This is a genomic window from Thiocapsa sp. UBA6158 (assembly GCF_002423035.1).
In the GTDB taxonomy this organism is placed as follows: domain Bacteria; phylum Pseudomonadota; class Gammaproteobacteria; order Chromatiales; family Chromatiaceae; genus Thiocapsa.
Map to the genome: position 1 here is coordinate 1 of NZ_DIUM01000114.1, position 24,321 is coordinate 24,321.

Annotated in this window: 21 protein-coding genes; 14 read left to right on the top strand and 7 right to left on the bottom strand. The window is 63.1% G+C overall.

The annotated features are described in order from the left end of the window. Positions 1-168: 168 nt before the first annotated feature. The 4 genes from pcnB to panD all read left to right on the top strand — a co-directional run bounded on the left by pcnB (position 169) and on the right by panD (position 3,844). Positions 169-1,533 carry a polynucleotide adenylyltransferase PcnB gene (pcnB, locus tag B4N44_RS15560; protein WP_296702660.1) on the top strand — a complete coding sequence of 455 codons (1,365 nt, stop codon included), beginning with the start codon at positions 169-171 and terminating at the stop codon, positions 1,531-1,533. Positions 1,534-1,626: 93 nt separating this feature from the next. Continuing rightward, positions 1,627-2,430 carry a 3-methyl-2-oxobutanoate hydroxymethyltransferase gene (gene panB / locus B4N44_RS15565; RefSeq protein WP_296702662.1) on the top strand — a complete coding sequence of 268 codons (804 nt, stop codon included), beginning with the start codon at positions 1,627-1,629 and terminating at the stop codon, positions 2,428-2,430. Between the two features lie 73 nt (positions 2,431-2,503). Continuing rightward, complete coding sequence (gene panC / locus B4N44_RS15570; protein WP_296702665.1) at positions 2,504-3,382, top strand: pantoate--beta-alanine ligase; 879 nt, start codon at positions 2,504-2,506, stop codon at positions 3,380-3,382. Positions 3,383-3,463: 81 nt separating this feature from the next. Further along, positions 3,464-3,844: an aspartate 1-decarboxylase gene (gene panD / locus B4N44_RS15575; protein WP_296702667.1), complete on the top strand. Its 381-nt coding sequence runs from the start codon at positions 3,464-3,466 to the stop codon at positions 3,842-3,844. Positions 3,845-3,941: 97 nt separating this feature from the next. On the opposite strand, the gene glgA is transcribed toward panD, so the two are convergent. Next, positions 3,942-5,504, bottom strand: a complete 1,563-nt coding sequence (glgA, locus tag B4N44_RS15580; RefSeq protein WP_296702671.1) for a glycogen synthase GlgA — start codon at positions 5,502-5,504, stop codon at positions 3,942-3,944. Between the two features lie 111 nt (positions 5,505-5,615). Between glgA and zwf the strand changes: the two genes are divergently transcribed. The 7 genes from zwf to B4N44_RS15615 all read left to right on the top strand — a co-directional run bounded on the left by zwf (position 5,616) and on the right by B4N44_RS15615 (position 16,780). Continuing rightward, the gene (zwf, locus tag B4N44_RS15585) at positions 5,616-7,091 is read left to right on the top strand and encodes a glucose-6-phosphate dehydrogenase (RefSeq protein WP_296702673.1); all 1,476 of its coding nucleotides are present in this window, start codon (positions 5,616-5,618) and stop codon (positions 7,089-7,091) included. Positions 7,092-7,138: 47 nt separating this feature from the next. Beyond that, positions 7,139-8,788, top strand: a complete 1,650-nt coding sequence (gene pgi, locus B4N44_RS15590; RefSeq protein ID WP_296702676.1) for a glucose-6-phosphate isomerase — start codon at positions 7,139-7,141, stop codon at positions 8,786-8,788. A 574-nt stretch (positions 8,789-9,362) separates the two neighbouring features. Next, entirely contained in the window at positions 9,363-11,285 is a 1,923-nt protein-coding gene (locus tag B4N44_RS15595; protein ID WP_296702678.1) for a PrkA family serine protein kinase, read from the top strand. Positions 11,286-11,532: 247 nt separating this feature from the next. Continuing rightward, positions 11,533-12,804, top strand: a complete 1,272-nt coding sequence (locus tag B4N44_RS15600; protein WP_296702681.1) for a YeaH/YhbH family protein — start codon at positions 11,533-11,535, stop codon at positions 12,802-12,804. Then, the gene (locus tag B4N44_RS15605) at positions 12,801-14,291 is read left to right on the top strand and encodes a SpoVR family protein (protein ID WP_296702685.1); all 1,491 of its coding nucleotides are present in this window, start codon (positions 12,801-12,803) and stop codon (positions 14,289-14,291) included. The genes B4N44_RS15600 and B4N44_RS15605 overlap by 4 nt, the downstream gene beginning before the upstream one ends. 34 nt (positions 14,292-14,325) lie before the next feature. Then, positions 14,326-16,125, top strand: a complete 1,800-nt coding sequence (locus B4N44_RS15610) for a L,D-transpeptidase family protein (protein ID WP_296702687.1) — start codon at positions 14,326-14,328, stop codon at positions 16,123-16,125. 214 nt (positions 16,126-16,339) lie between these two features. Further along, positions 16,340-16,780 carry a septal ring lytic transglycosylase RlpA family protein gene (locus B4N44_RS15615; RefSeq protein WP_296702690.1) on the top strand — a complete coding sequence of 147 codons (441 nt, stop codon included), beginning with the start codon at positions 16,340-16,342 and terminating at the stop codon, positions 16,778-16,780. Positions 16,781-16,903: 123 nt separating this feature from the next. On the opposite strand, the gene B4N44_RS15620 is transcribed toward B4N44_RS15615, so the two are convergent. Then, the gene (locus B4N44_RS15620; RefSeq protein ID WP_296702692.1) at positions 16,904-18,214 is read right to left on the bottom strand and encodes a TRZ/ATZ family hydrolase; all 1,311 of its coding nucleotides are present in this window, start codon (positions 18,212-18,214) and stop codon (positions 16,904-16,906) included. 68 nt (positions 18,215-18,282) lie between these two features. Here B4N44_RS15620 and mtnA point away from each other — a divergent pair, with 68 nt between their 5' ends. Then, positions 18,283-19,350 (top strand): S-methyl-5-thioribose-1-phosphate isomerase, encoded by a 1,068-nt coding sequence (gene mtnA, locus B4N44_RS15625; protein ID WP_296702695.1) that lies wholly within the window; start codon positions 18,283-18,285, stop codon positions 19,348-19,350. Positions 19,351-19,472: 122 nt separating this feature from the next. Beyond that, positions 19,473-20,030: a Uma2 family endonuclease gene (locus tag B4N44_RS15630; protein ID WP_296702698.1), complete on the top strand. Its 558-nt coding sequence runs from the start codon at positions 19,473-19,475 to the stop codon at positions 20,028-20,030. Here the strand turns inward: B4N44_RS15630 and B4N44_RS19825 are convergent. The 5 genes from B4N44_RS19825 to dapC form a co-directional block, all read right to left on the bottom strand. After that, on the bottom strand, positions 20,027-20,152 hold the full coding sequence (locus B4N44_RS19825; protein ID WP_349681097.1) for a tautomerase family protein: 126 nt from the start codon (positions 20,150-20,152) through the stop codon (positions 20,027-20,029). The two genes, B4N44_RS15630 and B4N44_RS19825, sit on opposite strands and share 4 nt — an antisense overlap. 89 nt (positions 20,153-20,241) lie before the next feature. Further along, positions 20,242-21,375: a succinyl-diaminopimelate desuccinylase gene (gene dapE / locus B4N44_RS15635; RefSeq protein ID WP_296702801.1), complete on the bottom strand. Its 1,134-nt coding sequence runs from the start codon at positions 21,373-21,375 to the stop codon at positions 20,242-20,244. Positions 21,376-21,380: 5 nt separating this feature from the next. Further along, positions 21,381-21,725: an ArsC family reductase gene (locus B4N44_RS15640; RefSeq protein WP_296702700.1), complete on the bottom strand. Its 345-nt coding sequence runs from the start codon at positions 21,723-21,725 to the stop codon at positions 21,381-21,383. Between the two features lie 4 nt (positions 21,726-21,729). Then, positions 21,730-22,551, bottom strand: a complete 822-nt coding sequence (gene dapD / locus B4N44_RS15645; RefSeq protein WP_296702703.1) for a 2,3,4,5-tetrahydropyridine-2,6-dicarboxylate N-succinyltransferase — start codon at positions 22,549-22,551, stop codon at positions 21,730-21,732. A 97-nt stretch (positions 22,552-22,648) separates the two neighbouring features. After that, entirely contained in the window at positions 22,649-23,869 is a 1,221-nt protein-coding gene (gene dapC / locus B4N44_RS15650) for a succinyldiaminopimelate transaminase (protein ID WP_296702706.1), read from the bottom strand. Between the two features lie 68 nt (positions 23,870-23,937). Between dapC and B4N44_RS15655 the strand changes: the two genes are divergently transcribed. After that, positions 23,938-24,312 (top strand): VOC family protein, encoded by a 375-nt coding sequence (locus B4N44_RS15655; RefSeq protein ID WP_296702708.1) that lies wholly within the window; start codon positions 23,938-23,940, stop codon positions 24,310-24,312. The last annotated feature ends 9 nt before the right edge of the window (positions 24,313-24,321 follow it).

Here is a 24,321-nt window from a genome sequence, read left to right on the forward strand (position 1 = left end):
GGACCAACCGATGATCAAGGCCGTATTTTAAGACAACGCATCAGTTTCGGTCACACCCGTGACTTTTCTCTTACCAACGGCCGCATTCCCGCGCCCCGTCGTGCTCGGCACCGGGTGTCGCCGTCATGAGCGCGGCCCTCAGCGATCAGGAATTCCTCCGAAAAGGTGATGCAGGAACCTTTCCAAAACACGAGCCCGGACGCGATCGCGGCGACCCCTTTGATCGTGCCTCGGCCCGAGCACGGGATCTCGCGCGCGAACATCAGCGAGAACGCACTCAAGGTGCTCTACCGTTTAAAGCAAGAGAATTTTCAAGCCCATTTGGTCGGCGGCGGCGTGCGTGACCTTCTGCTCGGTCACGAGCCGAAGGATTTCGACGTGGCGACCGACGCGACTCCCGAAGAGGTCCGGCAGGTCTTTCGCAACTGTCGTCTGATCGGGCGGCGCTTTCGTTTGGCGCATGTCCATTTCGGCCGCGAGATCATCGAGGTGGCGACCTTCCGAGGGACCACGACCTCTGACGGCGAGGAGAACGACCGGCAGATGGAGAACGGTCGGATCCTCCGGGACAACACCTACGGCACCATCGCCGAAGACGCCTTGCGCCGGGATTTCACGGTCAATGCGCTCTACTACAACATCGCCGATTTTTCGCTCATCGATTACGCCGACGGGCTCGAGGACATCAAGGCCGGTCGGCTGCGTCTGATCGGCGATCCGGAGCAGCGCTATCGCGAGGATCCGGTGCGGATGCTCCGGGCGGTGCGCTTCGCCTGCAAGCTGGGTTTTACGATCGAGCCGCAGACCGAGCAGCCTCTGTTCGAGCTTGCACACCTGCTCGCCGACATCGCCCCGGCGCGACTCTTCGATGAGTTGATCAAGCTCTTTCATTCGGGCTATGGCCTCGGCGTCTTCGAGAAGTTGCGCCAGTACGGACTCTTCGGGGAGCTGTTTCCGGCGACCGAGAACTGCTTGGCACGGGAAGACCAGGGTTTTCCCGTGACCTTCGTCAGTCGGGGTTTGGCCAATACCGACAAGCGCCTGAACGAGGGCAAGTCCGTCACGCCGGCCTTCCTGTTCGGCGTGCTCCTCTGGGAGCCGGTCCGGCAGCGTTTCGAGGAGTATCTGGCCGGCGGCGAGGCCGCCAACGAGGCCATGTTCCTGGCGGCGAGCGAGATCTGTGCACGCCAGCAAGCGCTCGTTGCGATTCCGAAGCGCTTTTCGCTGCCGATGCGCGAGATCTGGTCGATGCAGCCTCGGCTCGAGCAGCGTGACGGCAAGCGTCCGCAACGCCTGGTGACGCATCCGCGGTTCCGGGCAGCCTATGACTTTCTGGTCCTGCGCGCGGAGGCCGGTGAGGCGGATCCGGAGCTGGCGGCCTGGTGGACGCGTTTTCAGGAAGCGAGCGGGCAGGAGCGCGCGACCATGACCGAAGGGGGTGCCAAACGGCGGCGGCGTCCGCGGCGGCGCAAGACGAGGGATACCGCAGGTCCCGGGACGGAGACGACGGGCATTGTGGAAAGCGGCGGTTGATTCGCCAGCCCAGACCTGATCGAGCGCGGGGTAGCGTTGCTCGATCGCGGCCATTATCCTCGCTCATATCGAGCCTGACCCTCGGAGTCGAACATGTCTCTCTCGCCGATCTCGGTCTCCACCCTCGCCGGTATGAAGGCGAAGGGCGAGCCTATCGCTTCTCTTACCTGTTACGACGCCAGCTTCGCACGCCTGCTCGACACCGCAGGTGTCGATCTGATGCTGGTCGGGGATTCTCTCGGGATGGTCCTCCAGGGGCATCGCACGACCGTGCCGGTCACCCTCGAGCAGATGGTCTATCACGCCGCCTGTGTCTCGCGCGGACGGGGGCGGGCACTGCTTGTCGTGGATCTGCCCTTTCTCGCCTGCTCCACACCGGAGCGGGCAATCGACGCGGCCGGGCGGCTGATGCAGGAGGGTGGGGCGGAGGTCGTGAAGCTCGAGGGCGGGGCGCCGATGCTGGAAACGGTCCGGCGTCTCACCGAGCAAGGCGTGCCCGTGTGCGCGCATTTGGGACTTCTGCCTCAGTCGGTGCACCGCATCGGCGGTTATCGTTTCCAGGGCCGGGATCACGCCTCGGCGGAGGCGATCCGACACGATGCCATCGCCATGCAGGAGGCCGGTGCGAGCCTCTTGGTCCTGGAGTGCGTCCCCGAGGCTCTGGCCTCCGAGATCGCCTTGACCTTGGCCATCCCGGTGATCGGGATCGGCGCCGGGGCAGGATGCGATGGCCAGGTGCTCGTGCTGTATGACATGTTGGGACTCAATCCGGGACGTCCGCCGAGCTTCAGCCGAAATTTCATGATCGGGCAGGGTTCGATTGCGGATGCCGTTGCGGCCTATGTTCAGGGCGTCAAGTCGCGTGAGTTCCCCGGTCGTGACGAAACACCTTATTGATGGCCAGGCGATGTCGAATCCAAGCCGAATATGCACGGTTGGACACAGTTGAACCCCTTGGCGGGAAAGGGCGATGAAAACGATTGAAACGCTGGAAGAGCTCCGTGAGCAAGTCCGTGCCTGGCGTGTGGCGGGGGAGCGTGTGGCGTTCGTCCCGACCATGGGGAATCTGCATGCCGGGCATCTGACCTTGATCGCGGAGGCCCGCGCGCGCGCGCCGCGGGTGGTCGCGAGCATCTTCGTGAACCCCATGCAGTTCGGTCCCGCCGAGGACCTGGACGCCTATCCGCGGACCTTGGCGCGCGACCGGGAGCTGCTCGAGGAGGCGGGTTGCGACCTCTTGTTTGCCCCGGGTGTCGCGACCGTCTACCCGCGCGGCAGCGAGGAGCAGACGCGCGTGGAGGTGCCGGGACTCTCCGATGTCCTCTGCGGCGAGAGCCGCCCTGGACATTTCCGCGGTGTGGCGACCGTGGTGTGCAAGCTGTTCAACATGGTGCAGCCGGATGTCGCGCTGTTCGGCGAGAAGGATTTTCAGCAGCTCTTGGTGATCCGGCGGATGGTCGAGGATCTGGCCGTGCCGGTGGAGATCGTCGGTGTGCCGACGGTGCGCGAGTCCGACGGGCTCGCCATGAGTTCGCGCAACAGCTACCTTACGCCGTCGGAGCGGGCGCGTGCACCGGCACTGCGGCGTGTTTTGACGCAGGCTCGGGACGCCTTGCTGGCAGGGAATGCCGCCGCATCGGTCGAGCGGGAGGCCGAGGACGCTTTGCGCGAGGCCGGTTTGACTCCAGACTATATCCGGGTGCGCACGACGGAAGACTTGCGCCCGACCACGCAGACCGACCGGGATCTGGTGATCCTCGCCGCAGCCTATCTCGGCCGGGCGCGTTTGATCGACAATCTCAGGCTGCAGTCCGACACGAATGCTGCGCCGCAACAAACGCTGCGGTAAACTACGCCGATTCTAAGATCGAGAGCGCTTCGTTCAGGGCACGAAGACGCGGCCGGAACGGCCTTTCTGAGGATTGAAGACATGCATCTGACCTTGTTGAAGTGCAAACTGCATCGCGCTTGCGTAACCCATGCGGAAGTCGATTACGAAGGCTCCTGTGCCATCGACGATGAGCTGCTGACGCTCGCCGGTATTCGCGAGTACGAGCAGATCCAAATCTACAACGTCACCAACGGCGAGCGGTTCACGACCTACGCCATCCGCGCAGAGCCTGGCTCGCGCGTGATCTCGGTCAATGGGGCTGCAGCGCACAAGGCGGCGCCTGGCGATCGGGTGATCATCTGCGCCTACGCTGCCATGACTGAGGCAGAGGCCGACGCCCACAAGCCGGCGCTCGTCTATCTCGACGAGCACAACCGCGTGACCCGCACCGGGGATTTCATCCCGGCTCAGGCCGCCTGACCCCGCTGGAACCCGCACGCCTGAAGACACCTGCCCCGCGCACCTGTCGCCAGGAGCCGACCCTTAGACGCCCAACGGACTCCGCCCGAGCGGGCGGCTAAGCCAATGCGGCGTTCGCCTGATCGCTCGCCTCATCCGTCCCCTGTGCGATCGCCTGCTCGGCGATTGCCTCGGCATAAAGCCGCACATAGCCGCGTGCGCTTGCCTCCCAACTGAAGTCCTGGTGCATCCCCGTCGTTGCGAGCTTACGCCACGCCCGCGGATCGTCGCGGTAGAGTTGCAGTGCCTGCCGAACGGCGTCGAGCAGTGTCTCCGCGCGTGGCTCCTCGAACAGAAAGCCCGTCGCGGTGCCGTCGGCGAGCGTCTCCGGGGTCGCGTGCACCACGGTGTCGGCCAGCCCGCCGGTGCGGTGGGCGATGGGCGGCGTCCCGTACCTCAGGCTGTAGATCTGGTTGAGCCCGCAGGGCTCGAAGCGCGACGGCATCAAGAAGGCGTCCGAGCCGGCCTCGATGCGATGTGCGCGTGACTCCTCGTACTCGACGAAGACCCCGACCTGACGTGGATAGAGTGCCGCGATGGCCAGAAGTGCCTGCTCCGTGCTGCGCTCCCCGGTCCCTTGAAACACGACCTGGGTGCGCGGGTCTTCGAGAAGCCGCGGGAGCATGGCGAGGATCAGATCCACACCCTTCTGTTCGACCAATCGTCCGATATAGCCGAGCACGAAGGCGTCCTCGTTGCGCGGAAGCCCGACCTCGCGTTGGATGTCGAGCTTGTTCTCCGCCTTGAGTCCGAAGGTCTCCGGGTCATAGCATTGGAGGATGAAGGGATCCGTCAGCGGATCCCAGATCCGATAATCGACCCCGTTGAGGATTCCGCTGAAGCGGCTGCCGATCTGACGCAGCAGTCCGTCGAGTCCACATCCGAAGCGTGCCGTGCGCACCTCCATGGCATAGGATGGGCTGACGGTGTTGACGCGGTCGGAGAAGATGATCCCGCCCTTGATGAAGGACATCCTCTGATGGAACTCCAAGCCCGAAACGCTCCAGAGTGCGGGCGGCAGGCCGAGGCGGTCGAAGGTCGCACGATCGAACAGACCTTGGTAGGCGAGATTGTGGATCGTAAACACGCTTGCGGGACGTCGCGGCAGATCCTGGAAGAGGGCCGGAGCCAGCCCGGTTTGCCAGTCGTTGCCGTGCAGCACATCCGGGTGCCAGCCGATTGCCGGCAGCCCGCGAGCGATCAGTGCAATGACCCGACAGAAGAGCAGGAAACGCTCGGCGTTGTCGCCCCAGTCGCGTCCGCTGAGATCGGTATAAGGGTTGCCTTCGCGACAGAAGTGCTCGGGTGCGTCGACCAGATAGATCGGCAGGTCGTGATCCGGATGCTTGCCTTCGAGAATGCGCACCTGGGTGCGGCTCGTCGGGATCTTCAGCTCGCACAGCATCTTGGTGTCGCGCAACTGGCGTGCGGCCCGAGGATAGGCCGGCAGGATGAGTCGCGCGTCGTGACCCAGGTCGCGCAATGCAGCCGGCAGACTGGCGGCGACATCGGCCAGCCCCCCGGTCTTGATCAGCGGATGAGCCTCGCTGCTCGCCACGAGGATATGCAGCGGCCGCTCCGGCGCGGTAATGTCCGGGGATAGAAGAGGCGATGGCTCCATGGAGGGTCCCTAAATCCGAGCGAAGCGGTTGCCGGCGCGGCACGCCTGGCGTGGCAACAGTATGACAGGGCTCACGTTATCACATTTGTCCGCGATCGAGGCACCAAGGCTATGTCGGATCCCTGCACCATCCTGATTTTCGGCTCGACGGGTAACCTGGTGAGCATCAAGCTGCTCCCGGCGCTTTACCACATCGAGGCGGCGGAACGCCTCCATCCGCAGACGCGGATCATCGGATTCGGCCGGCGTGCCTGGTCGGATGACGAATGGCGCGAGCAGGTTCGGGCGAGGCTCGTCGAACGGCTGCCCGGCGCGAGCGAGGCGCGCGTGCTGGAGCGTCTGCTCGCTCGGATGCGCTTCGTCGAGGGCGACCTGGAGGAGTCCGCCGGTTACCTCCGCTTGGCCGAACGGCTGCGTGAGGAAGCGGACATCCCGGCCAACCTCATGACCTATTTGGCGGTAGCGCCCAAGCACTACGGCGGCATCGTGGACAACCTCGCCGCTCAGGGTCTGAATACCGAGGACGGGCGTTGGTCACGTCTGGTGGTCGAGAAACCCTTCGGATTCGACCTCGAGAGTGCGGCGATCCTCGATCGACGCATTAGGCACTGTTTCGGCGAGTCGCAGATCTTTCGGATCGATCACTATCTGGGCAAGAGCACGGTTCAGAACATCCTGGTCTTCCGCTTCGCCAATCTCATGCTCGAGCCCCTTTGGAATCGCAACTATATCGATCACGTCCAGATCTCGCACGCCGAGGCCGCCGGGATCGATGAGCGCGCCGGCTTCTACGACGGAGTGGGCGCCATGCGCGACATGATCCAGAGCCATCTGCTGCAGATGCTGACACTGGTGGCGATGGAGCCTCCGCCCTGTCTGGATGCCGAGGCGCTGCGAGACGAGAAGGTCAAGGTCCTGCGCTCCATCCGGCCGATCCCGCGCGAGGCGGTGCATGCGCAGGCCTTTCGGGCGCAATACGGACCCGGCGATTTGCGCGGGAGCAAGGTTGGAGGCTATCGCGACGAGCCCGGCGTCGGACACAACAGCACCACCGAGACCTATGCCTCGCTGAAGCTCTACATCGACAACTGGCGCTGGCGCAACGTGCCCTTTTATCTGCGGACCGGAAAGCGTCTCGCCCGCAGCAACTCCCTGATCGCCATCCGGTTCAAACACCCGCCGCAACAGTTGTTCCGCTACACGGCCATCGAGCAGCTCAAACCCAACTGGCTTCTGCTCAACATCCAGCCCAACGAGTGCATCCGCATGGAGATCCAGGTCAAGCAACCCGGACTCGAGATGCGCACCCAGACCGAGCGGCTGGACGCGAGCCGATGCACCATCCCCGCCGAGCAGATCGACGCCTACGAGGCGCTCATCCTGGACGTGGTCGAGGGCGACCACACCCATTTTCTGCGCTTCGACGAGGTGGATTGGGCCTGGCGGGTGGTGGATCCGGTGCTCAAGCTGTGGTCCACCGAGCGCGACTTCATCCAGACCTATCCGGCCGGATCCTGCGGGCCGCCCGAGGCCAACCGCTTGTTCGACAGAGACGATCAGTCCTGGCGCGAAGGGATGGACGAGTAAGGCCCCGACAGCCGCAGAATTCGCCAATGTCTTATCAGGAGAACCTCATGACATCGCTCATCAATGAAACACCCGCGTGGCGGGCGCTGGAGCAGCACAGACACGAGATGCAGGACGTCGTGATGCGCGATCTCTTTGCGTCCGATCCCGGCCGCGCCGAGAGGATGCGCCTGTCTGTCGCGGGACTGCGTCTGGACTACTCGAAGAACCTGGTCACGCCGCAGACCCTCGCGCTGCTGCTCGATCTGGCCGACACCGCCGAGGTGAGCGGCTGGATCGCTCGGATGTTCGGCGGCGAGCCCATCAACAACACCGAGGAGCGCGCGGTGTTGCATGTGGCCCTTCGCAATCGCTCCAATCGACCGATCCAGGTGGACGGTCAAGACGTGATGCCGGGTGTGAATCGCGTGCTCGAGCGCCTCGAGTCCTTCGTCGGGCTGGTCCGCTCGGGCGAGTGGAAGGGATTTCAGGGCGAGTCCATCCGCGATGTCGTCAATATCGGCATCGGCGGATCCAACCTCGGGCCCAAGATGGTCTGCACGGCGCTCGGCGCCTACGGCAGCAATGATCTGCGCGTCCACTTCGTCTCGAATGTCGACGGGACCCATCTCCTGGAGACGCTCAACGACCTGGATCCGGCACGCACGCTCTTCATCGTGGCCTCCAAGACCTTCACGACACAGGAGACCATGACCAATGCCACCAGCGCTCGCGACTGGCTGCTGGCGGCGGCGCGGGATCCGGCCGCAGTTGCCAAGCACTTCGTTGCGGTCTCGACCAATGCCGAGAAGGTGTCCGCCTTCGGGATCGACACCCGGAACATGTTCGGGTTTTGGGATTGGGTGGGCGGGCGCTATTCGCTCTGGTCGGCCATCGGTCTGCCGATCGCGTTGGCGGTCGGTTACGAGCGCTTCGTGGAGCTGCTCGAGGGTGCCTTTGCGATGGACGAGCATTTCCGTACCGCCCCGCCGGCGGAGAACATGCCTGTCGTGCTGGGTCTGCTCGGGGTTTGGTACGCCAATTTTTGGGGTGCACGAACCCATGCTGTCCTGCCCTACGATCAGTATCTGAGGCTTTTGCCGGCGTACCTTCAACAAGGCGATATGGAGAGCAACGGCAAAGGCGTCACCCGCGAGGGCATCGCCGTGGACTACACCACCGGTCCGGTCGTTTGGGGCGAGCCGGGCACCGACGGTCAACATGCCTTCTATCAGCTCATTCATCAGGGCACGCAGATGATCCCGGCGGATTTCATCGGCGCGATCAAGAGCCACAACGAGCTCGGGGATCATCACCCGAAGCTCATGGCGAACTTCTTTGCGCAAACCGAGGCACTGATGCGCGGGCGGACGGAGCAGGAAGCGCTCGCCGAGATGCTGAGCGCCGGCGTTCCGAGGGAGCGGGCGCAATTTCTTGCGCGGCACAGAACCTTTTCCGGCAGCCGTCCCACCAACAGTATCCTGATGGAGCGCCTGACGCCCTTTACGTTGGGTGCCTTGATCGCCCTCTACGAGCATCGGATCTTCGTGCAGGGCGTGCTCTGGGGTATCAATTCCTTCGACCAATGGGGAGTGGAGCTCGGCAAGCAGCTGGCCGGGGTCATCCTTGGCGAGCTTTCCGAGGGGCGTGTTTCCGCGGATCATGATGCATCGACGCGCGCCCTGTTGAACGACTTCATACAGGGGCGTCGCGCCTGATGTGAACGCATCGTCCGGCGGTGTCGAGACGGGGCGCTGTTCGGGTGTCGACCGAGGAGGCGGCGCGGTGATCCGACCCTGCACGTGCGCCCCTCGGCGAGGTTGCTCGCGGGCTGAACCCCTGCGCCGGCGCGCTGTCTTCTAAGCCGGCGCGGCGTCTTGGTGCTAGTCTCTATGCATCGGCGTGGGGCACATGTTGCCCACCACCGACGCATGCTGATCGGGATGACCGGCTGAACCTCGGCTGAACCAGTTCGACCGAGACGGCTCTATAGCGCTCGTGGGGGCTCGTCTTGCCATTCGAGAGGTCCGATAGGCGCCGACGACTTCCCTGCGAGTGTGTGCACTATTTTGGTGCGAGACTTGACCGCGCCGGTGCGTTGGTGCCCTGAGCTGGACCCGCGCAGGCCCCGGCGCGGTGCAGACGCGGCGTCTACCCCATGGCGCGTATATTGCTGACATTCGAAGTCAAGCCTTGTCTTTCCCAAAGTTCGCCCCGAGCAATACACCGAGGTGAGATGCGGTCGACAATGGGTCGGGCGAGCAACATCAGCTTCCGAGTGAGGTAACAGTTATGTCGATCTTCGAACGCTACCAGGCACGCTACGAGGCATCCCGCGAGGAGGTGCTGAGCCTGGACGAGTACTTGCAACTGTGCAAGTCCGACCCGAGCGTCTATGCCGGCGCGGCGCAGCGGTTGCTGACGGCGATCGGTGAGCCGGAGCTCGTCAATACCCGCGACGATCCGAGGCTCAGTCGCATCTTCCAAAACAAGATGATTCGACGCTATCCCGCATTCTCCGAGTTCTACGGGATGGAGGAGGCCATCGAGCACTTGGTCTCGTATCTCAAGCATGCGGCTCAAGGTCTCGAAGAGAAGAAGCAGATCCTCTATCTGCTCGGACCGGTCGGCGGCGGCAAGTCCTCTCTCGCCGAGAAGCTCAAGGAGCTCATGGAGGAGCGACCCTTCTACGCGATTCACGGATCGCCCGTGTTTGAATCACCGCTCGGATTGTTTTCGCCCGAGGAAGACGGCCCGATCCTGGAAGAGGACTACGGCATTCCATCGCGCTACCTGCGCACCATCATGTCGCCTTGGGCGGTCAAGCGTCTGCAGGAATACCGCGGCGACATTACGCAATTCAAGGTCGTCAAGCTCTACCCGTCGGTTCTCGAGCAGGTTGCAATCGCGAAGACGGAGCCCGGCGACGAGAACAATCAAGATATCTCCTCGCTCGTCGGTAAGGTCGACATCCGGCAGTTGGAGCGATTCGCTCAACACGACGCGGATGCCTACAGCTACTCCGGTGCACTGTGCCGCGCGAACCAAGGTTTGATGGAGTTTGTCGAGATGTTCAAGGCACCGATCAAGGTGCTGCATCCGCTCCTCACGGCAACGCAGGAAGGCAACTACAACGGGACCGAGGGTCTTTCCGCCTTGCCGTTCCAAGGCATTATCCTTGCCCACTCCAACGAGTCGGAATGGCAGAGCTTTCGCAACAACAAGAACAACGAGGCGTTCCTCGATCGCGTCTTTATCGTCAAGGTTCCTTATTGCCTGCGCGTCAACGAGGAGACGCAGATCTACGAGAAGCTGCTCTACAACAGCTCGCTCGCCGATGCGCCCTGTGCGCCGGGAACCTTGTCGATGATGGCCCAGTTCTCGGTCCTGACGCGTCTGAAGGAGCCGGAAAACTCGAGTATCTTTTCGAAGATGCGTGTCTACAACGGCGAGAATCTCAAAGACACCGATCCGAAGGCCAAGTCCATGCAGGAGTATCGGGACTACGCCGGGGTCGACGAAGGCATGTCGGGAATCTCGACACGCTTTGCGTTCAAGATCCTCTCGCAGGTCTTCAACTTCGATCACAGCGAGGTGGCGGCCAATCCCGTCCACCTGCTGTATGTGCTCGAGCGCCAGATCACGCGTGAGCAGCTGCCCCCGGAAACCCACGAACGTTACCTGAGCTTTCTGAAGCAGTACCTCGCGCCTCGATACGCGGAATTCATCGGCAAGGAGCTTCAAACGGCGTATCTCGAGTCTTACGCCGAATACGGCCAGAACATTTTCGATCGCTATGTGACCTATGCCGATTACTGGATTCAGGACCAGGAATATCGCGACCCGGATACAGGCGAGATGATGAATCGCAGCGGACTCAACGAAGAGCTCGAAAAGATCGAGAAGCCGGCGGGGATCTCCAACCCGAAGGATTTCCGAAACGAGATCGTGAACTTCGTTCTGCGGGCCCGCGCGAACAACGGCGGTGCCAATCCAAAGTGGACCAGCTACGAGAAGTTGCGTGTCGTCATCGAGAAGAAGATGTTCTCCAATACCGAGGAGCTTCTGCCTGTCATTTCCTTCAATGCCAAGGCGTCGGTCGACGAGCAGAAGAAGCACGATCAGTTCGTCGATCGCATGACGGAAAAGGGCTATACGCCGAAGCAGGTCAGGCTTCTGTCGGAGTGGTATCTGCGCGTTCGCAAGTCGCAGTAGATGTATCGAGGAGACGCCGATCGCAGCGGCGTCTCTCTCGATGGTCTGGGGACTCTCGCTGCGAGGACAGGCCGCCTCCGGCCCGCCCCGACGTCGGTCGATCGGTTGAACGGCCGTCGCGCCCGGCAGCATAATGCCGGTTTGGAAACCTGCAACGGGGCGGGCGATGAAGAAGTCGATCGCAGGCGTGGGCCGGGGCTTGCGCGGTTAGTCGTTGTTTCACCCAGCCGAGTAGGCAAGAGTCCTTATGTCACACTTTATCGACCGTCGACTGAACGGCAAGAACAAGAGCACGGTCAATAGACAGCGTTTTTTGAAGCGCTACAAGTCGCAGCTCAAGCGCTCGGTCGCCGATGCCGTCAATAGACGCAGCATTACCGATATCGACTCGGGCGAGCGTGTGGGTATTCCGTCCAAGGACATCTCCGAGCCGGTGTTTCATCACGGCAAAGGCGGTATCCGGGACATGGTGCATCCGGGCAATAAGGACTTCGTCACCGGAGATCGAATCCGGCGACCGGAAGGCGGCGGCGGGGAGGGTTCCGGTCAAGGCAAGGCGGGGAAGGGCGGGAAAGGCGACGACGACTTCGTCTTCGAGCTGTCGCGCGAAGAATTCATGGACCTTTTGTTCGACGACCTCGAGCTTCCCAATCTGGTGCGGAACCAGCTGATGGGAACGACCGAGTTCAAAACGATCAGGGCCGGTTATTCGACCGACGGATCACCCTCCAACATCGACGTCGTGCGCTCGCTCAAAGGAGCCATTGCACGCCGGACGGCAATCGGGGCACCGCTGCGTGCGCGTGCGCGCGAGCTCGAGGAGGAGCTACAGACGCTGCTCGACGGCGGCACCGACGAGACGGATGCTCGCGTGCGCGAGATTCGCGAGGAGATCGATCGGCTGCGCACCCGGATTGCGGCTTTGCCCTTCATCGACACCTTCGACCTGCGTTATCAGAGCTTCACGAAGCTGCCCGAGCCGACGAGTAAGGCCGTGATGGTCTGCATCATGGATGTCTCGGGCTCGATGGATCAGGTCCGCAAGAACCTCGCGAAGCGATTCTTTATCCTGCTGTATCTGTTCCTTCAGCGGAATTACGACAAGATCGATGTCGTCTTCATTCGTCATCATACGATCGCTCAAGAGGTCGACGAGCAGGAGTTCTTCTATTCGCGCGAGACCGGCGGTACGGTCGTGTCGAGCGCGTTGAACCTCGCCTACGATATCCTGAAAGAGCGCTACGACTCGTCGGTATGGAACATCTACGCCGCACAGGCGTCGGACGGAGACAACTGGGATTCCGACTCCACGGTCTGTCGTGATCTGCTGGTGGAGAAATTAATGCCGTTGATGCGCTATTTCGCCTATGTCGAGATCACCCCGCGCCAGCATCAAAGCCTCTGGTACGCCTACCAAGAGGTCAGGGCCATGCACCGGCACTTTGCGATGCAGGAGATCGATGGTCCCGAAGATATCTTTCCCGTATTCAGGGAGTTGTTCAGGAGGCAAGCGGCATGAGCAAGAACCTCATCTCGGACTCTTCTGAATGGTCGTTCCCGCTGCTCGAGAGGTTCGATCGAGAGATCGGCCGTCTCGCCCGCGACGTCTACGGCCTGGATACCTATGCCAATCAGATCGAGGTCATCAGCTCCGAGCAGATGATCGATGCCTATTCGTCGGTCGGTTTGCCTATCAATTATCCGCACTGGTCGTTCGGAAAACAGTTCGTTGCCACCGAGCAGACGTATCGGCGCGGTCAAATGGGATTGGCCTACGAGATCGTGATCAACTCCGATCCCTGTATCGCGTACCTCATGGAGGAGAATACGCTGCCGATGCAGGCGCTCGTCATCGCGCATGCCTGTTACGGTCACAACAGTTTCTTCAAGGGCAACTATCTCTTCCGCACCTGGACCAGCGCCGATGCGATTATCGACTACCTGGTCTTCGCGCGGCGTTACATCGCCGAATGCGAGGAGCGGTACGGCGAGGCCGAGGTCGAGATGTTGCTCGATTCCTGCCATGCCTTGATGAATCACGGCGTCGATCGCTACAAGCGCCCGACACCACTGACCCTCGCCGAGGAGCAACGCAGGCAGAAAGATCGGGCCGCTTATCTGCAATCGATGGTCAATGATTTGTGGCGGACCTTGCCGACCTTCGATGTCGACGGGGGCGGAGAGCAGGACGTGCGCTGGCCGGAAGAGCCGCAGGAGAACCTGCTGTACTTCATCGAAAAGAATGCGCCGCTGCTCGAGCCGTGGCAGCGCGAGATCGTTCGGATTGTCCGTAAGCTGGGCCAATATTTCTATCCGCAGCGCCAAACGCAGGTCATGAACGAGGGCTGGGCAACCTTCTGGCACTATACCCTCATGAATCATCTGTACGACGATGGCTTCGTGACCGATGGATTCATGATTGAGTTCCTGCAATCGCATACCGGGGTGGTCTTCCAGCCCACGTTCGACGTGCCTTATTACAACGGGATCAATCCATACGCACTCGGCTTTGCGATGATGCGCGATATCCGCAGGATCTGCGAGCAGCCGACGGACGAGGATCGCCACTGGTTTCCGGACATTGCCGGCGGTGACTGGCTGAAGGCTTTGGATTTTGCCATGCGCAACTTCAAGGACGAGAGTTTTGTTGCACAGTATCTTTCTCCGACAGTGATGCGTGATCTGCGATTGTTTGCAATCTCGGACGACGACCGCGAAGAGCACCTGGAGGTCACTGCCATCCACGAGGAGCAGGGGTACCGGGCGTTGCGTCAATCACTGGCCGAACAATACAACCTGGGATCACGCGAGCCGAACATTCAGGTCTTCAACGTCGATCGTCGCGGCGACCGTTCCATGACCTTGCGGCACTATCGGCACAATCGCCGGCCTTTGGGTGATTCAGTCGAAGAGATGCTGCGCCATATCAGGCGATTGTGGGGTTTTACGGTGCGCCTGGAGACCCTGGACGAAAACGGCAGAACGCAATTGATCGGCGAATGTTGATCGGCTTGGGGGCCGGACCTGAGGGATACCCGGTATGCGTTGGCGTTTGGTTGGTCTGTTTTGGTTCTTGGCTGTTGTCTCCGCGCCGGCATTGACGGATGGCTTGCTGCGCCCGACGCTCGATTCGATCCGCGACGCGCGAACCGTCGCTGTCGAGGGTGTGCCCTTGTTGTCCGGTCGATTGCTGGCGGAGTTCTACGCGCAGCGCGGAGACGTCTTTGTCTGGGTCGACCCGGCGCGGGTTTCGGGCCTTTTGGGCCTCGCGCAGCGCAGCCTGTCCGAAGGCTTCCGACCCGAGGACTTCCATGTCGAAAGTCTGCGTCGACTCGGCGAGCCGGGTGTCCTCGATTCCCTGACCGGCAACACACGGATTGCCGCCGATCTCGTCCTCAGCGATGCCTTGGCGCGTTATGTTCACCACCATCGTTACGGCAAGCTCGATCCGGTTGCCGTCGATTCGAAATGGCACGACAGATCTCCCGCGTCCAGCGAGGTTCTTCTGGCCGATATGCATCGTGCACTCGGCGGCAAGGATCTCCATCAGGGCTTGAGCGCGCTGTTTCCCCGTCCCTTCTGGTACGACGACCTGAAGAAAGCGCTGCAGCGATACACCGCTCACACCGCTCTCGCGCGCCTACCGCCTCTGCCGGCCGGGTCGAATCTTGTCCAAGGGAGCCGGCATCCGCGCGTCGCGATGCTGCGGGAGCGACTCGCGCGCATCGATGGCGCGGCGGTTTCGGCGTCATCCGACGACGATCTCTTCGACACCTCACTTCACGAGTCCGTGGTGTCTTTTCAGCGGCGATCGGGACTGACGGCCGACGGCGTCGTGGGTCCTTCGACCCTCGCTGCGCTCAACGGGCACGGCGACGAGACGAAAGCCGGGCAAATCCGAATCAACCTGGAGCGGATGCGCTGGCTCTATCAGGATCTGCCGGAAGATTATGTTTTCGTCGATGTGGCCGCATACAAGGTTCACTTGGCACGCGGCAGCGACTTCGTCTGGTCGACGCGCGTCATCGTCGGGACGCCCGAGACCCAAACTCCGATGTTTCGCGACACCATGGAGCACTTGGTCTTCAATCCGACCTGGACGGTGCCCGTGTCCATTCAGAAGAAGATGGCCAGGGTCTCCGGCGACTATCGCTTGGTCGATCGACGAACCGGCAAGCAGGTCGGTGGGGGAAATGGCGGCGATTACACGCGGTATCGGCTTGTCCAGGCGCCTGGACCCAAAAATGCCCTCGGCCGCGTCAAGTTCATGTTTCCGAACAGCCATGCGATCTATCTCCATGACACGCCGGGAAAGGCTGCGTTCGGCCGTCAGGCGCGCGCACTGAGCAACGGTTGCGTCAGGGTGCAAGACCCGCTGGCGCTCGCGGAGGCGATTCTCGACCAGCCCGGCTGGGATCGCTCCGGGATCGATCGCGTGGTCGAGCGCGGGCGGACGCGCTACGTCGACCTCGCGGACAGGTTGCCGGTGCTGCTCTACTATTTGACGGCCTTCGCTGACGAGCAGGGCAAGGTCGGCTTCCGACAGGATATCTACGGCCGTGACGAGGCCTTGAGTGCCGCCTTTTCGGGGCCGGTCCTGCGGACGCGGATCGCGTTCCCCGAGCCTCCGACGCCGGAGCCGAGTCGACACCCGGAACAGCCCGAGCAAGCACCAAGCGCCCAGCCTCCGGATCCCCCCGGTCCGAGCACATCGGTTCACCTCACTCGCCGGGACGCCGCGGAAACCCTCCGAGGCGAGCGCACGTCTGCGACCAATGGGGCAGAACTCGACGTCTTGACTGTCGAACGCCCCGAGACGGGGCCGGCGGACCGCCTCTGAGGGTAACGGTCCCCATCGATTGACTGTTTTCACGGTCGCCGATCGTGAAGAACCTCCCTTGTGCGTCTTTCTCGGGAGACGCGCGCCGAGCGTTTCGTGTCCGCCAAAGGGTGGATTCAAATGCGCTCTGCCGTTAGACTCGGCCTTCGTCGCGATTCGCAAGGCATGCGAATCTCGGCTCAAACACCAATCGTTACGAACGGAGAACTCTGTTTTGATTCGACAGAACATCTGGTTGACCCCAGCGCTCGCACTGTTGGCGTTTCTTCCTACGGCAACCCTTCAGGCCAATGTCACGGATGGTGTGGCTTCATACTACGGAGACCGTTTCGACGGCCGGCGCACAGCAAGCGGCGTGCGGTTCGACATGGATGCACTGACCGCGGCACATCGGACCTTGGAGTTCGGCACGCGGGTGACGGTGACGAATAAGGCGAACGGCCGTTCAGTGGACGTCGTCATCAACGATCGCGGCCCTTTCTCGCGCGGTCGTACGATCGACCTCTCGAAGGCGGCGGCCCGTGAAATCGGGATGTTGGGGCGTGGCGTTGCCCCGGTCCGACTCGAGATCGTGGGATCGGGCAGCTCATCATGGTCCACCGGCGAGACGGTCGCAATTGCCGAGGCCCAACGGGTCCTGATGGATCTGTTCTAAAGTGCGTCTGTCTTTGGCTTAGGCGATTCATGGCTTAGGCGAACTGCGAGAAGGCAACGGCCAAAACCAGGCAGGGGTGACTGAAGTCGCCCCTGCAGCTAGCCATGTCGTACCGGAGATGGTTCAGCGCCCGAGACGCTCCCCCCAGTTCTGCGCCGCTGCGATGATCCGAGCGTTGTCGAGTCCGGTGGGCAGGCCGTCGCGAATCAACTGCCGACCCCGCACCCAGACCTGACGCACCTGTTGCTGACTGGCGGCATAGACCAGTTGCGAGACCGGATGATAGAGGGGCTGGGTGTGGGAGTCGCGTAGATCCAGAGCAACCAAGTCGGCTGACTTGCCGGGCTCCAGCGATCCGATCTCATCCTCCAACCCCAGGGCTCGGGCGCCGTTGATGGTCGCCATCCGCAAAGCCGTTGCCGCCGGCAGCGCGGAGGCCGAGCCTGCCACGCCCTTGCCGAGCAGGGCCGCCGTGCGCATCTCCCCGAGCATGTTCAGATCGTTGTTGCTCGCCGCGCCGTCGGTGCCGATCGCGACATTGACTCCGGCATCCACGAGCTTTGCGACCGGGCAAAAACCGCTCGCGAGCTTCAGATTCGACTCGGGACAATGCACCACATGGGCGCCTGTGTCGGCCAAGAGCGCGATCTCGTCCTCTTCGAGCTGGGTCATGTGTACGCACACCAGTCCGGGGCCGAGCAATCCGAGCCGATTCAGTCGCGAGATGGGTCGTTCGCCGTGATCCCGCAGCGATTGGAGGACCTCGTCGCGCGTCTCATGCAGATGGATATGAATCGGTACCTCCAGCTCGTCCGCAAGCGCACGCACCCGTTGCAGCGGCGCATCCGATACCGCGTAGGGCGAATGAGGTGCGAAGCCGACCCGGATCAACGGGTGGTCCCGATAGTGCTCGTGCAGGGCGAGCCCTTTGGCGATGTATTCGTCGGCATTCGCGGCATAGCCTGTGGGGAAATCCACGACGATCATGCCGATCACGGCACGCATCCCGGCCTCGGCACTCACCTGTGCCGTGACCTCCGGATGGAAATACATGTCGTTGTAGCAGGTGATGCCGCCGCGCAGCATCTCGAGCACGGCTAACCGGGTTCCGTCGGCGACGAATCCCGGGTCGACCCAACGCTGCTCGGCCGGCCAGATATGTTCGTGCAGCCAGGTCATGAGGGGTAGGTCGTCGGCCAGTCCCCGCATCAGCACCATGGCCGCGTGAGTGTGCGCATTGATCAGACCCGGGATGAGCAGGTGACCCGGCAGCTCGATCACCCGTTGGGCCTCGATACTGCTGCGCGCCTCCTCGGACTGCAGTACGGCGAGGATACGCCCGTCCGCGATCGCAACCGCATGATCGGTGAGCTGACGATCCCATGGATCGACGGGCAATACCCACTGGGCATGGATCAAAAGCTCGGCTTGCATCGGTCGGTCCTTTCAGTCGGGGCGGGGGATGGGTGACAATGGCGAGAACATGCCACAAGGAGCCCCCGATGGAAACAACGATCCCGACCGTGCCGACCCCGGACGACGCGGCACTCTGGCACGCAGATGCCCTCTATCTCGCCGATCAGCGTCTGCTGCCCGACCGCGCCGAGTTCTTGCGACTGACCGATGCGGGTGCGGTGGCCGATGCGATCCGTGCGATGGTGGTGCGCGGTGCGCCGGCGATCGGTGTCGCCGCGGCCTACGGGGTCGCACTCGCGGGGCGCGACGCCTATGCGGCCACCGGTGTCGGCTGGAAGGCGGTGATCGAATCCGACCTCGAGCGTCTGGCTGCCTCGCGGCCGACCGCGGTCAATCTCTTCTGGGCGATCGATCGGATGCGCCGCCTGATCTCCCGTCTGGATGAACGCAATCCCTTCACGGCCTTGGTGGACGAGGCGCTGGCCATCCATGCCGAGGATCGTGCCGCCAACCGGGTGATCGGCGAGCTGGGTGCAGCGCTGATCGAGGGTCCGACCGACATCATCACCCATTGCAACGCCGGGGCGATTGCCACAGGCGGCTACGGGACCGCGCTCGGCGTCATTCGCAGCGCCTACGCGGCCGGCAAGGTCGGGCGCGTCTTCGCCGACGAAACGCGGCCTTGGATGCAAGGGGCGAGGCTGACCGCTTGGGAGCTCATGCACGACGGCATCCCGGTGACCCTGCAGGCGGACGGCGCGGCGGCGAGCCTGATGGCCGGCCGCTCGGTCGGGTGGGTGATCGTCGGCTCGGATCGGATTGCCGCCAACGGCGATGTCGCCAACAAGATCGGGACCTATAGCCTCGCGATCCTGGCGAAATACCACGGCATCAAGTTCATGGTCGCGGCACCCACGTCCACCATCGATATGCAGATCGCGAGCGGTGACGCGATTCCGATCGAGGAGCGCGACTCGGAAGAGTTGCTGAGCTGCGGGGATCGTCGTCTCGCACCCGTCGGGTGTGTCGCCCGCAATCCGGTGTTCGACGTCACCCCGGCTGAGCTGGTCGATGCCATCGTGACCGAGCGCGGCGTGGTGCTTCACCCGACCAAGGAAAAGATTCGGGCCTTGATGGGCGGCTTCGGGCTCTAAACCGCGTCCGGAGCGATCGACATCGGTTTCGGGGTGGAGCTGCCTTGGCCGGATCTAGGTTGCACGTCGGAGTTGGCGCTGTTTAGGTTAAACGTTGATTTAAACCCAGCGGAGCGACAGCGATGGAAGCATTCAAACTCAGGACCCTGGCCGATCTGTTCGATGCTTCCGATGAGCGTGTCGAGCTGATCGATGGCGAGATCGTCCAGCGCCCGATGGCGCGGATCGAGCACGGCTTCGTGCAAAGCAATACGATCGCCGAGCTCGACTCGTTACGACGCACCTCTGGCCCTGGCGGCTGGTGGATCGCCAGCGAGGTCAGCGTCCACTATTCCGCACACCAGTGCCCGACCCACGATCTCGCGGGCTGGCGCAAAGAACGGCTGCCGGAGCGCCCGAGCGGGGTGGTTGAGATCGTCCCGGACTGGGTGTGCGAGATCGTCTCGCCTGGACATGAGCGCAAGGACACGCTGACCCTGTTTCTGCTGCTTCAGCAGCAACAGGTATCCTACTACTGGCTGATCTGGCCCGAGGAACGATCACTGGTCGCCTGGCAACTCGACGGAGGCAGCTACCGGGTCATCGCCAGCGTCGCCGCGCCCGGCGTCGATGAGCGGAAGATGCGCATCCCGCCGTTCGATGCCGTCGAGATCGACTTGGGTTACATTCTGGGCGATTAAACCGAGTCTCGACGGCGCCGCAGCGTCACGCTCTCTCCGCCGATACCCCAGTTGTCGGTCTCCACCTCGTCGATGACGACCATCGTCGTCTGCGGGGTTGAAAGCCGATCCGGAGAAACAATCGAAACTCTGAACCGCCTCTACCCCCAGGCTTGTTGACCCCTGCAAGGCCGAGCCAAATCGACACATCCCATGTCGCCCCGGACGTGGTTTAGGCCGGCGCCAAGAGACGCTCGAGGATGCCTCGGTAGATCTCCGAGAGCTCGTCGAGCTCGGCGACCCCGACGCACTCGTTGACCTGATGGATGGTGGCGTTGACCGGGCCGAGCTCCACGACCTGGGCGCCGGTGGGTCCGATGAAGCGCCCGTCGGAGGTGCCGCCGCTCGTGGAGAGCTGGGTCTGGATGCCGGTGACCGCGGCGATCGATTCGCGGGAGGCGGCCACCAGCTCGCCGGCCGGCGTCAGGAAAGGGTTTCCAGAGAGCCGCCAGTCGAGGTCGTAGTCGAAACCGCCTGCGTCGAGGATCGAGCGCACGCGCGCCTGGATGGTTTCGGGGTCCAGCTCGGTGGAGAAGCGCAGGTTGAACTGGGCCTCGAGTCGGCCCGGGATCACATTCTCCGCGCCCGTGCCCATATTCAGGTTGGCGATCTGAAAGCTGGTGGGCGGGAAGTGCTCGTTGCCCTGGTCCCAGACCTCGGCACAGAGTGCGGCCAAGGCATCGACGCAGGCATGGAAGGGGTTCTTCGCCAGGTGCGGATAGGCGACGTGACCCTGCTTGCCGAGCACCCGCAGGACGCCGTTCAGACTCCCGCGTCGACCGTTCTTGATGGTGTCGCCGAGTCGCTCGCGCGCCGAGGGCTCGCCGACCAAGGCATAGTCGATCTTCTCGCCGCGCTGCTGCAATCGCTCCATGACACGGCGGGTCCCGTCGACGGACGGTCCTTCTTCGTCGCTTGTAATCAGAAAGGCGATGGATCCGCGATGGTCCGGATGATCCTCGACGAACGCCTCCACCGCCGTGATCATGGCCGCGAGCGAGCCTTTCATGTCGCAGGCGCCGCGCCCGAAGAGACGGCCGTCGCGGATGGTCGGCTCGAAGGGGGCCGAGTCCCACTGCTCGGTCGGGCCGGTCGGAACCACGTCCGTGTGGCCGGCGAAGCAGAAGAGCGGGCCGTTCTCGCCGCGTCTGGCCCAGAGGTTGGCGACCTCCCCGAAAGGCATCTTCTCGATCCGAAATCCGATCGTGGTCAGCCGCTCGGCCATGAGTGCCTGACAGCCCGCGTCGTCGGGTGTGACGGAAGGGCGGCGGATCAGCTCGCACGCCAGATCCAGGGTCGGGGACATCGCCATCAGCCGAGCAGCCTCTCGTAATCGGTTTCCGAAAAACCCGCGTGTCGAACCTCGCCCGTGTCGAGCACCGGTCGACGAATGATCGACGGGGACTCCAGCATGATCCGGATCGCGGCCTCCGCGTCCATGCCCTCGCGCACGTCCTCGGGCAGCTTACGCCAAGTCGTGCCCCGACGGTTCACGAGCGCCTCCCAGCCCAGCTCGGCGACCCAGGCGCGCAAGCGGGTCTCGTCGAGCCCTTCGCGTTTGTAATCGTGGAACCGATAGTCGACACCATGTGCGTGGAGCCAGGCGCGGGCCTTCTTCATGGTGTCGCAGTTGGGAATGCCGTAGAGCGCGACCACGTCCTTAGATGTCCCGCAGCAGCTCGTTGATGCCGACCTTTCCGCGGGTCTTCTCGTCGACCTGCTTGATGATGACCGCGCAATAGAGGCTGTGGCTTCCATCCTTGGCCGGGAGACTGCCGGGGACGACCACGGCGCCGGCCGGGACGCGTCCGTAGAGGATCTCGCCGGTCTCGCGGTTGTAGATCTTGGTGCTCTGACCGATGTAGACGCCCATCGACAGCACGGCACCCTCGCCGACGATCACGCCTTCGACGACCTCCGAGCGTGCGCCGATAAAACAGTTGTCCTCGATGATGGTCGGTGCGGCCTGCACCGGCTCGAGCACGCCTCCGATCCCGACACCGCCCGAGAGATGCACGTTCTTGCCGATCTGAGCACAGGAGCCGACGGTCGCCCAGGTGTCGACCATGGTGCCGGAGTCGACATAGGCGCCGATATTCACGTAGGAGGGCATGAGCACGCAGCTCGGTGCGATGTAGGCGCCTTTGCGCGCGGTCGCCGGCGGCACGATCCGAACCCCGCCGTCGCGGAACTCGCGCGAGTTGGTGTCGGCGAACTTGGACTGAACCTTATCGTAATAGTTGGTGAAGCCGCCCTTGATGAAGGCATTGTCCTCGATCCGGAACGACAGCAGGACCGCTTTCTTGAGCCATTCGTGGACGACCCAGTCGCCGTCGTGCTTCTCGGCGACCCGCAGCTCCCCGCGGTCGAGTCGCTCGATGGTGTCCTGCACGGCATCGCGCACGCGGGTCTCGACCGTGCGCGGGGTGATCTCGGCACGTCGCTCGAAGGCCTCTTCAATGATGGATTGCTGGTCGCTCATGGGGTGTTCTCTGCTGTCGTGTTGAAGACCTCGGCAAACGCAGGTCTCGGGAATGTGAATCGCAAAGGTGCGAAAGGCTTACGTGAAGACACCGCCGTCAGATCCGCTCCAGGCAGCGTCGGATCCGATGCGCGGCATCCACGCATTCGTCGAGCGGCGGGACCAGGGCGAGCCGGATACGGTTCATCCCCGGGTCGGCTCCGTCGACCACGCGCGACAGGAAGCGGCCGGGCAGCACCGTCAGGTTTTCCTCGGCGAAGAGGCGCGCGGCGAAGTCGGTGTCCGGGATCGGTGTCTCGGGCCACAGATAAAAGCCGGCCTTCGGCGGCGCGAGCGCAAGCACGTCCCCGAGGATCTCCAGGACCGCGCCGAACTTCTCGCGATAGAGCCGTCGATTCTCCCGCACATGCGTCTCGTCGCTCCAGGCCGCGATGCTGGCCTGCTGATGCGGCAGGGGCATGGCGCATCCGTGATAGGTCCGGTAGGCGAAGAAGCCGCGGATCAGCTCGGCGTCGCCGGCAACGAAACCCGAGCGCAGGCCCGGCGCGTTGGAGCGCTTCGACAGGCTATGGAAGACGATGCAGCGACTGAATGCAGTGTTGCCGATGGCGGCTGCGACCTGAAGCAACCCGAGTGGCGGGTCGGCCTCGTCCAGATAGAGCTCCGAGTAGCATTCATCCGAGGCGATGACGAAGTTGTGCCGGTGCGCAAGCTCGATGAGATGCGCATAGGTCGCATGATCAAGCAGCGCGCCGGTCGGGTTGCCGGGCGAGCAGATGTACAGCAGACGGCAGGCTCGCCAAGTCGCGTCGTCCACCGCCTCGAAATCCGGGACAAAGCCGTTCGCCGCTTCGCAGGCGAGATAGCGCGGCTGTGCACCGGCCAGAAAGGCAGCCCCCTCGTAGATCTGATAAAAGGGGTTGGGCATCAAGACCAGCGCGTCCTGCGCGCGATCGATCACGGCTTGGGCGAAGGCGAAGAGTGCCTCGCGGGTACCGTTCACCGGCAGGATCTGCGTTTCCGGGTCGATGCCGAGCGTACCCGGCCCCGTCGAATCGGCCGATCCGAGCTTGAATCGCTTCGACAGCCAGGCCGCGATCGTCTCGCGCAGGGCCGGGATGCCGCGGGTCGTCGGATAGACGGCGAGCTGATGGAGGTGGGCGAGCAGCGTCTCCGTGACAAGCGCAGGGGTCGGATGTTTCGGCTCGCCGATGGAAAGCGCGATGTGGTCGCGATCCGCCGGCGGGACCAGTCCGCTTTTCAGTGCGGCGAGTCGTTCGAAAGGGTAGGGCTGCAAGCGCCCGATATCCGGGTTCATCGGGTCATCCTGAGTTGGCGTTATAGTATAGGCGAACGTCCAAGCCGGCTCCATGCCGAGGGGATCCGATGCCGCTGGTCCATGCCATTCATCATGTCAGTCTGATCGTCGCCGATACCGCGCGGGCGCTCGCGTTCTATCAGGGGATTCTCGGTCTCGAGCTTGCTCCCGAGCGCCCGGACCTGTCGTTTCCCGGGGCCTGGCTCTGGGTGGGCGATCAGCAGATCCACCTGCTCGAGCTGCCGAACCCGGATCCGGTCGCGGGCCGTCCAGCGCACGGCGGTCGAGACCGGCATCTCGCGATGCGGGTGAGCGGCCTGGAGGATGTGACGGCGCGGCTCGAGGCCGCGGGACTCTCCTACACCCTCAGCCGCTCGGGGCGGCGCGCGCTCTTTTGTCGCGATCCGGACGGCAACGCGCTCGAGTTGATCGAGGCCGGTTGAGGCGCCGAG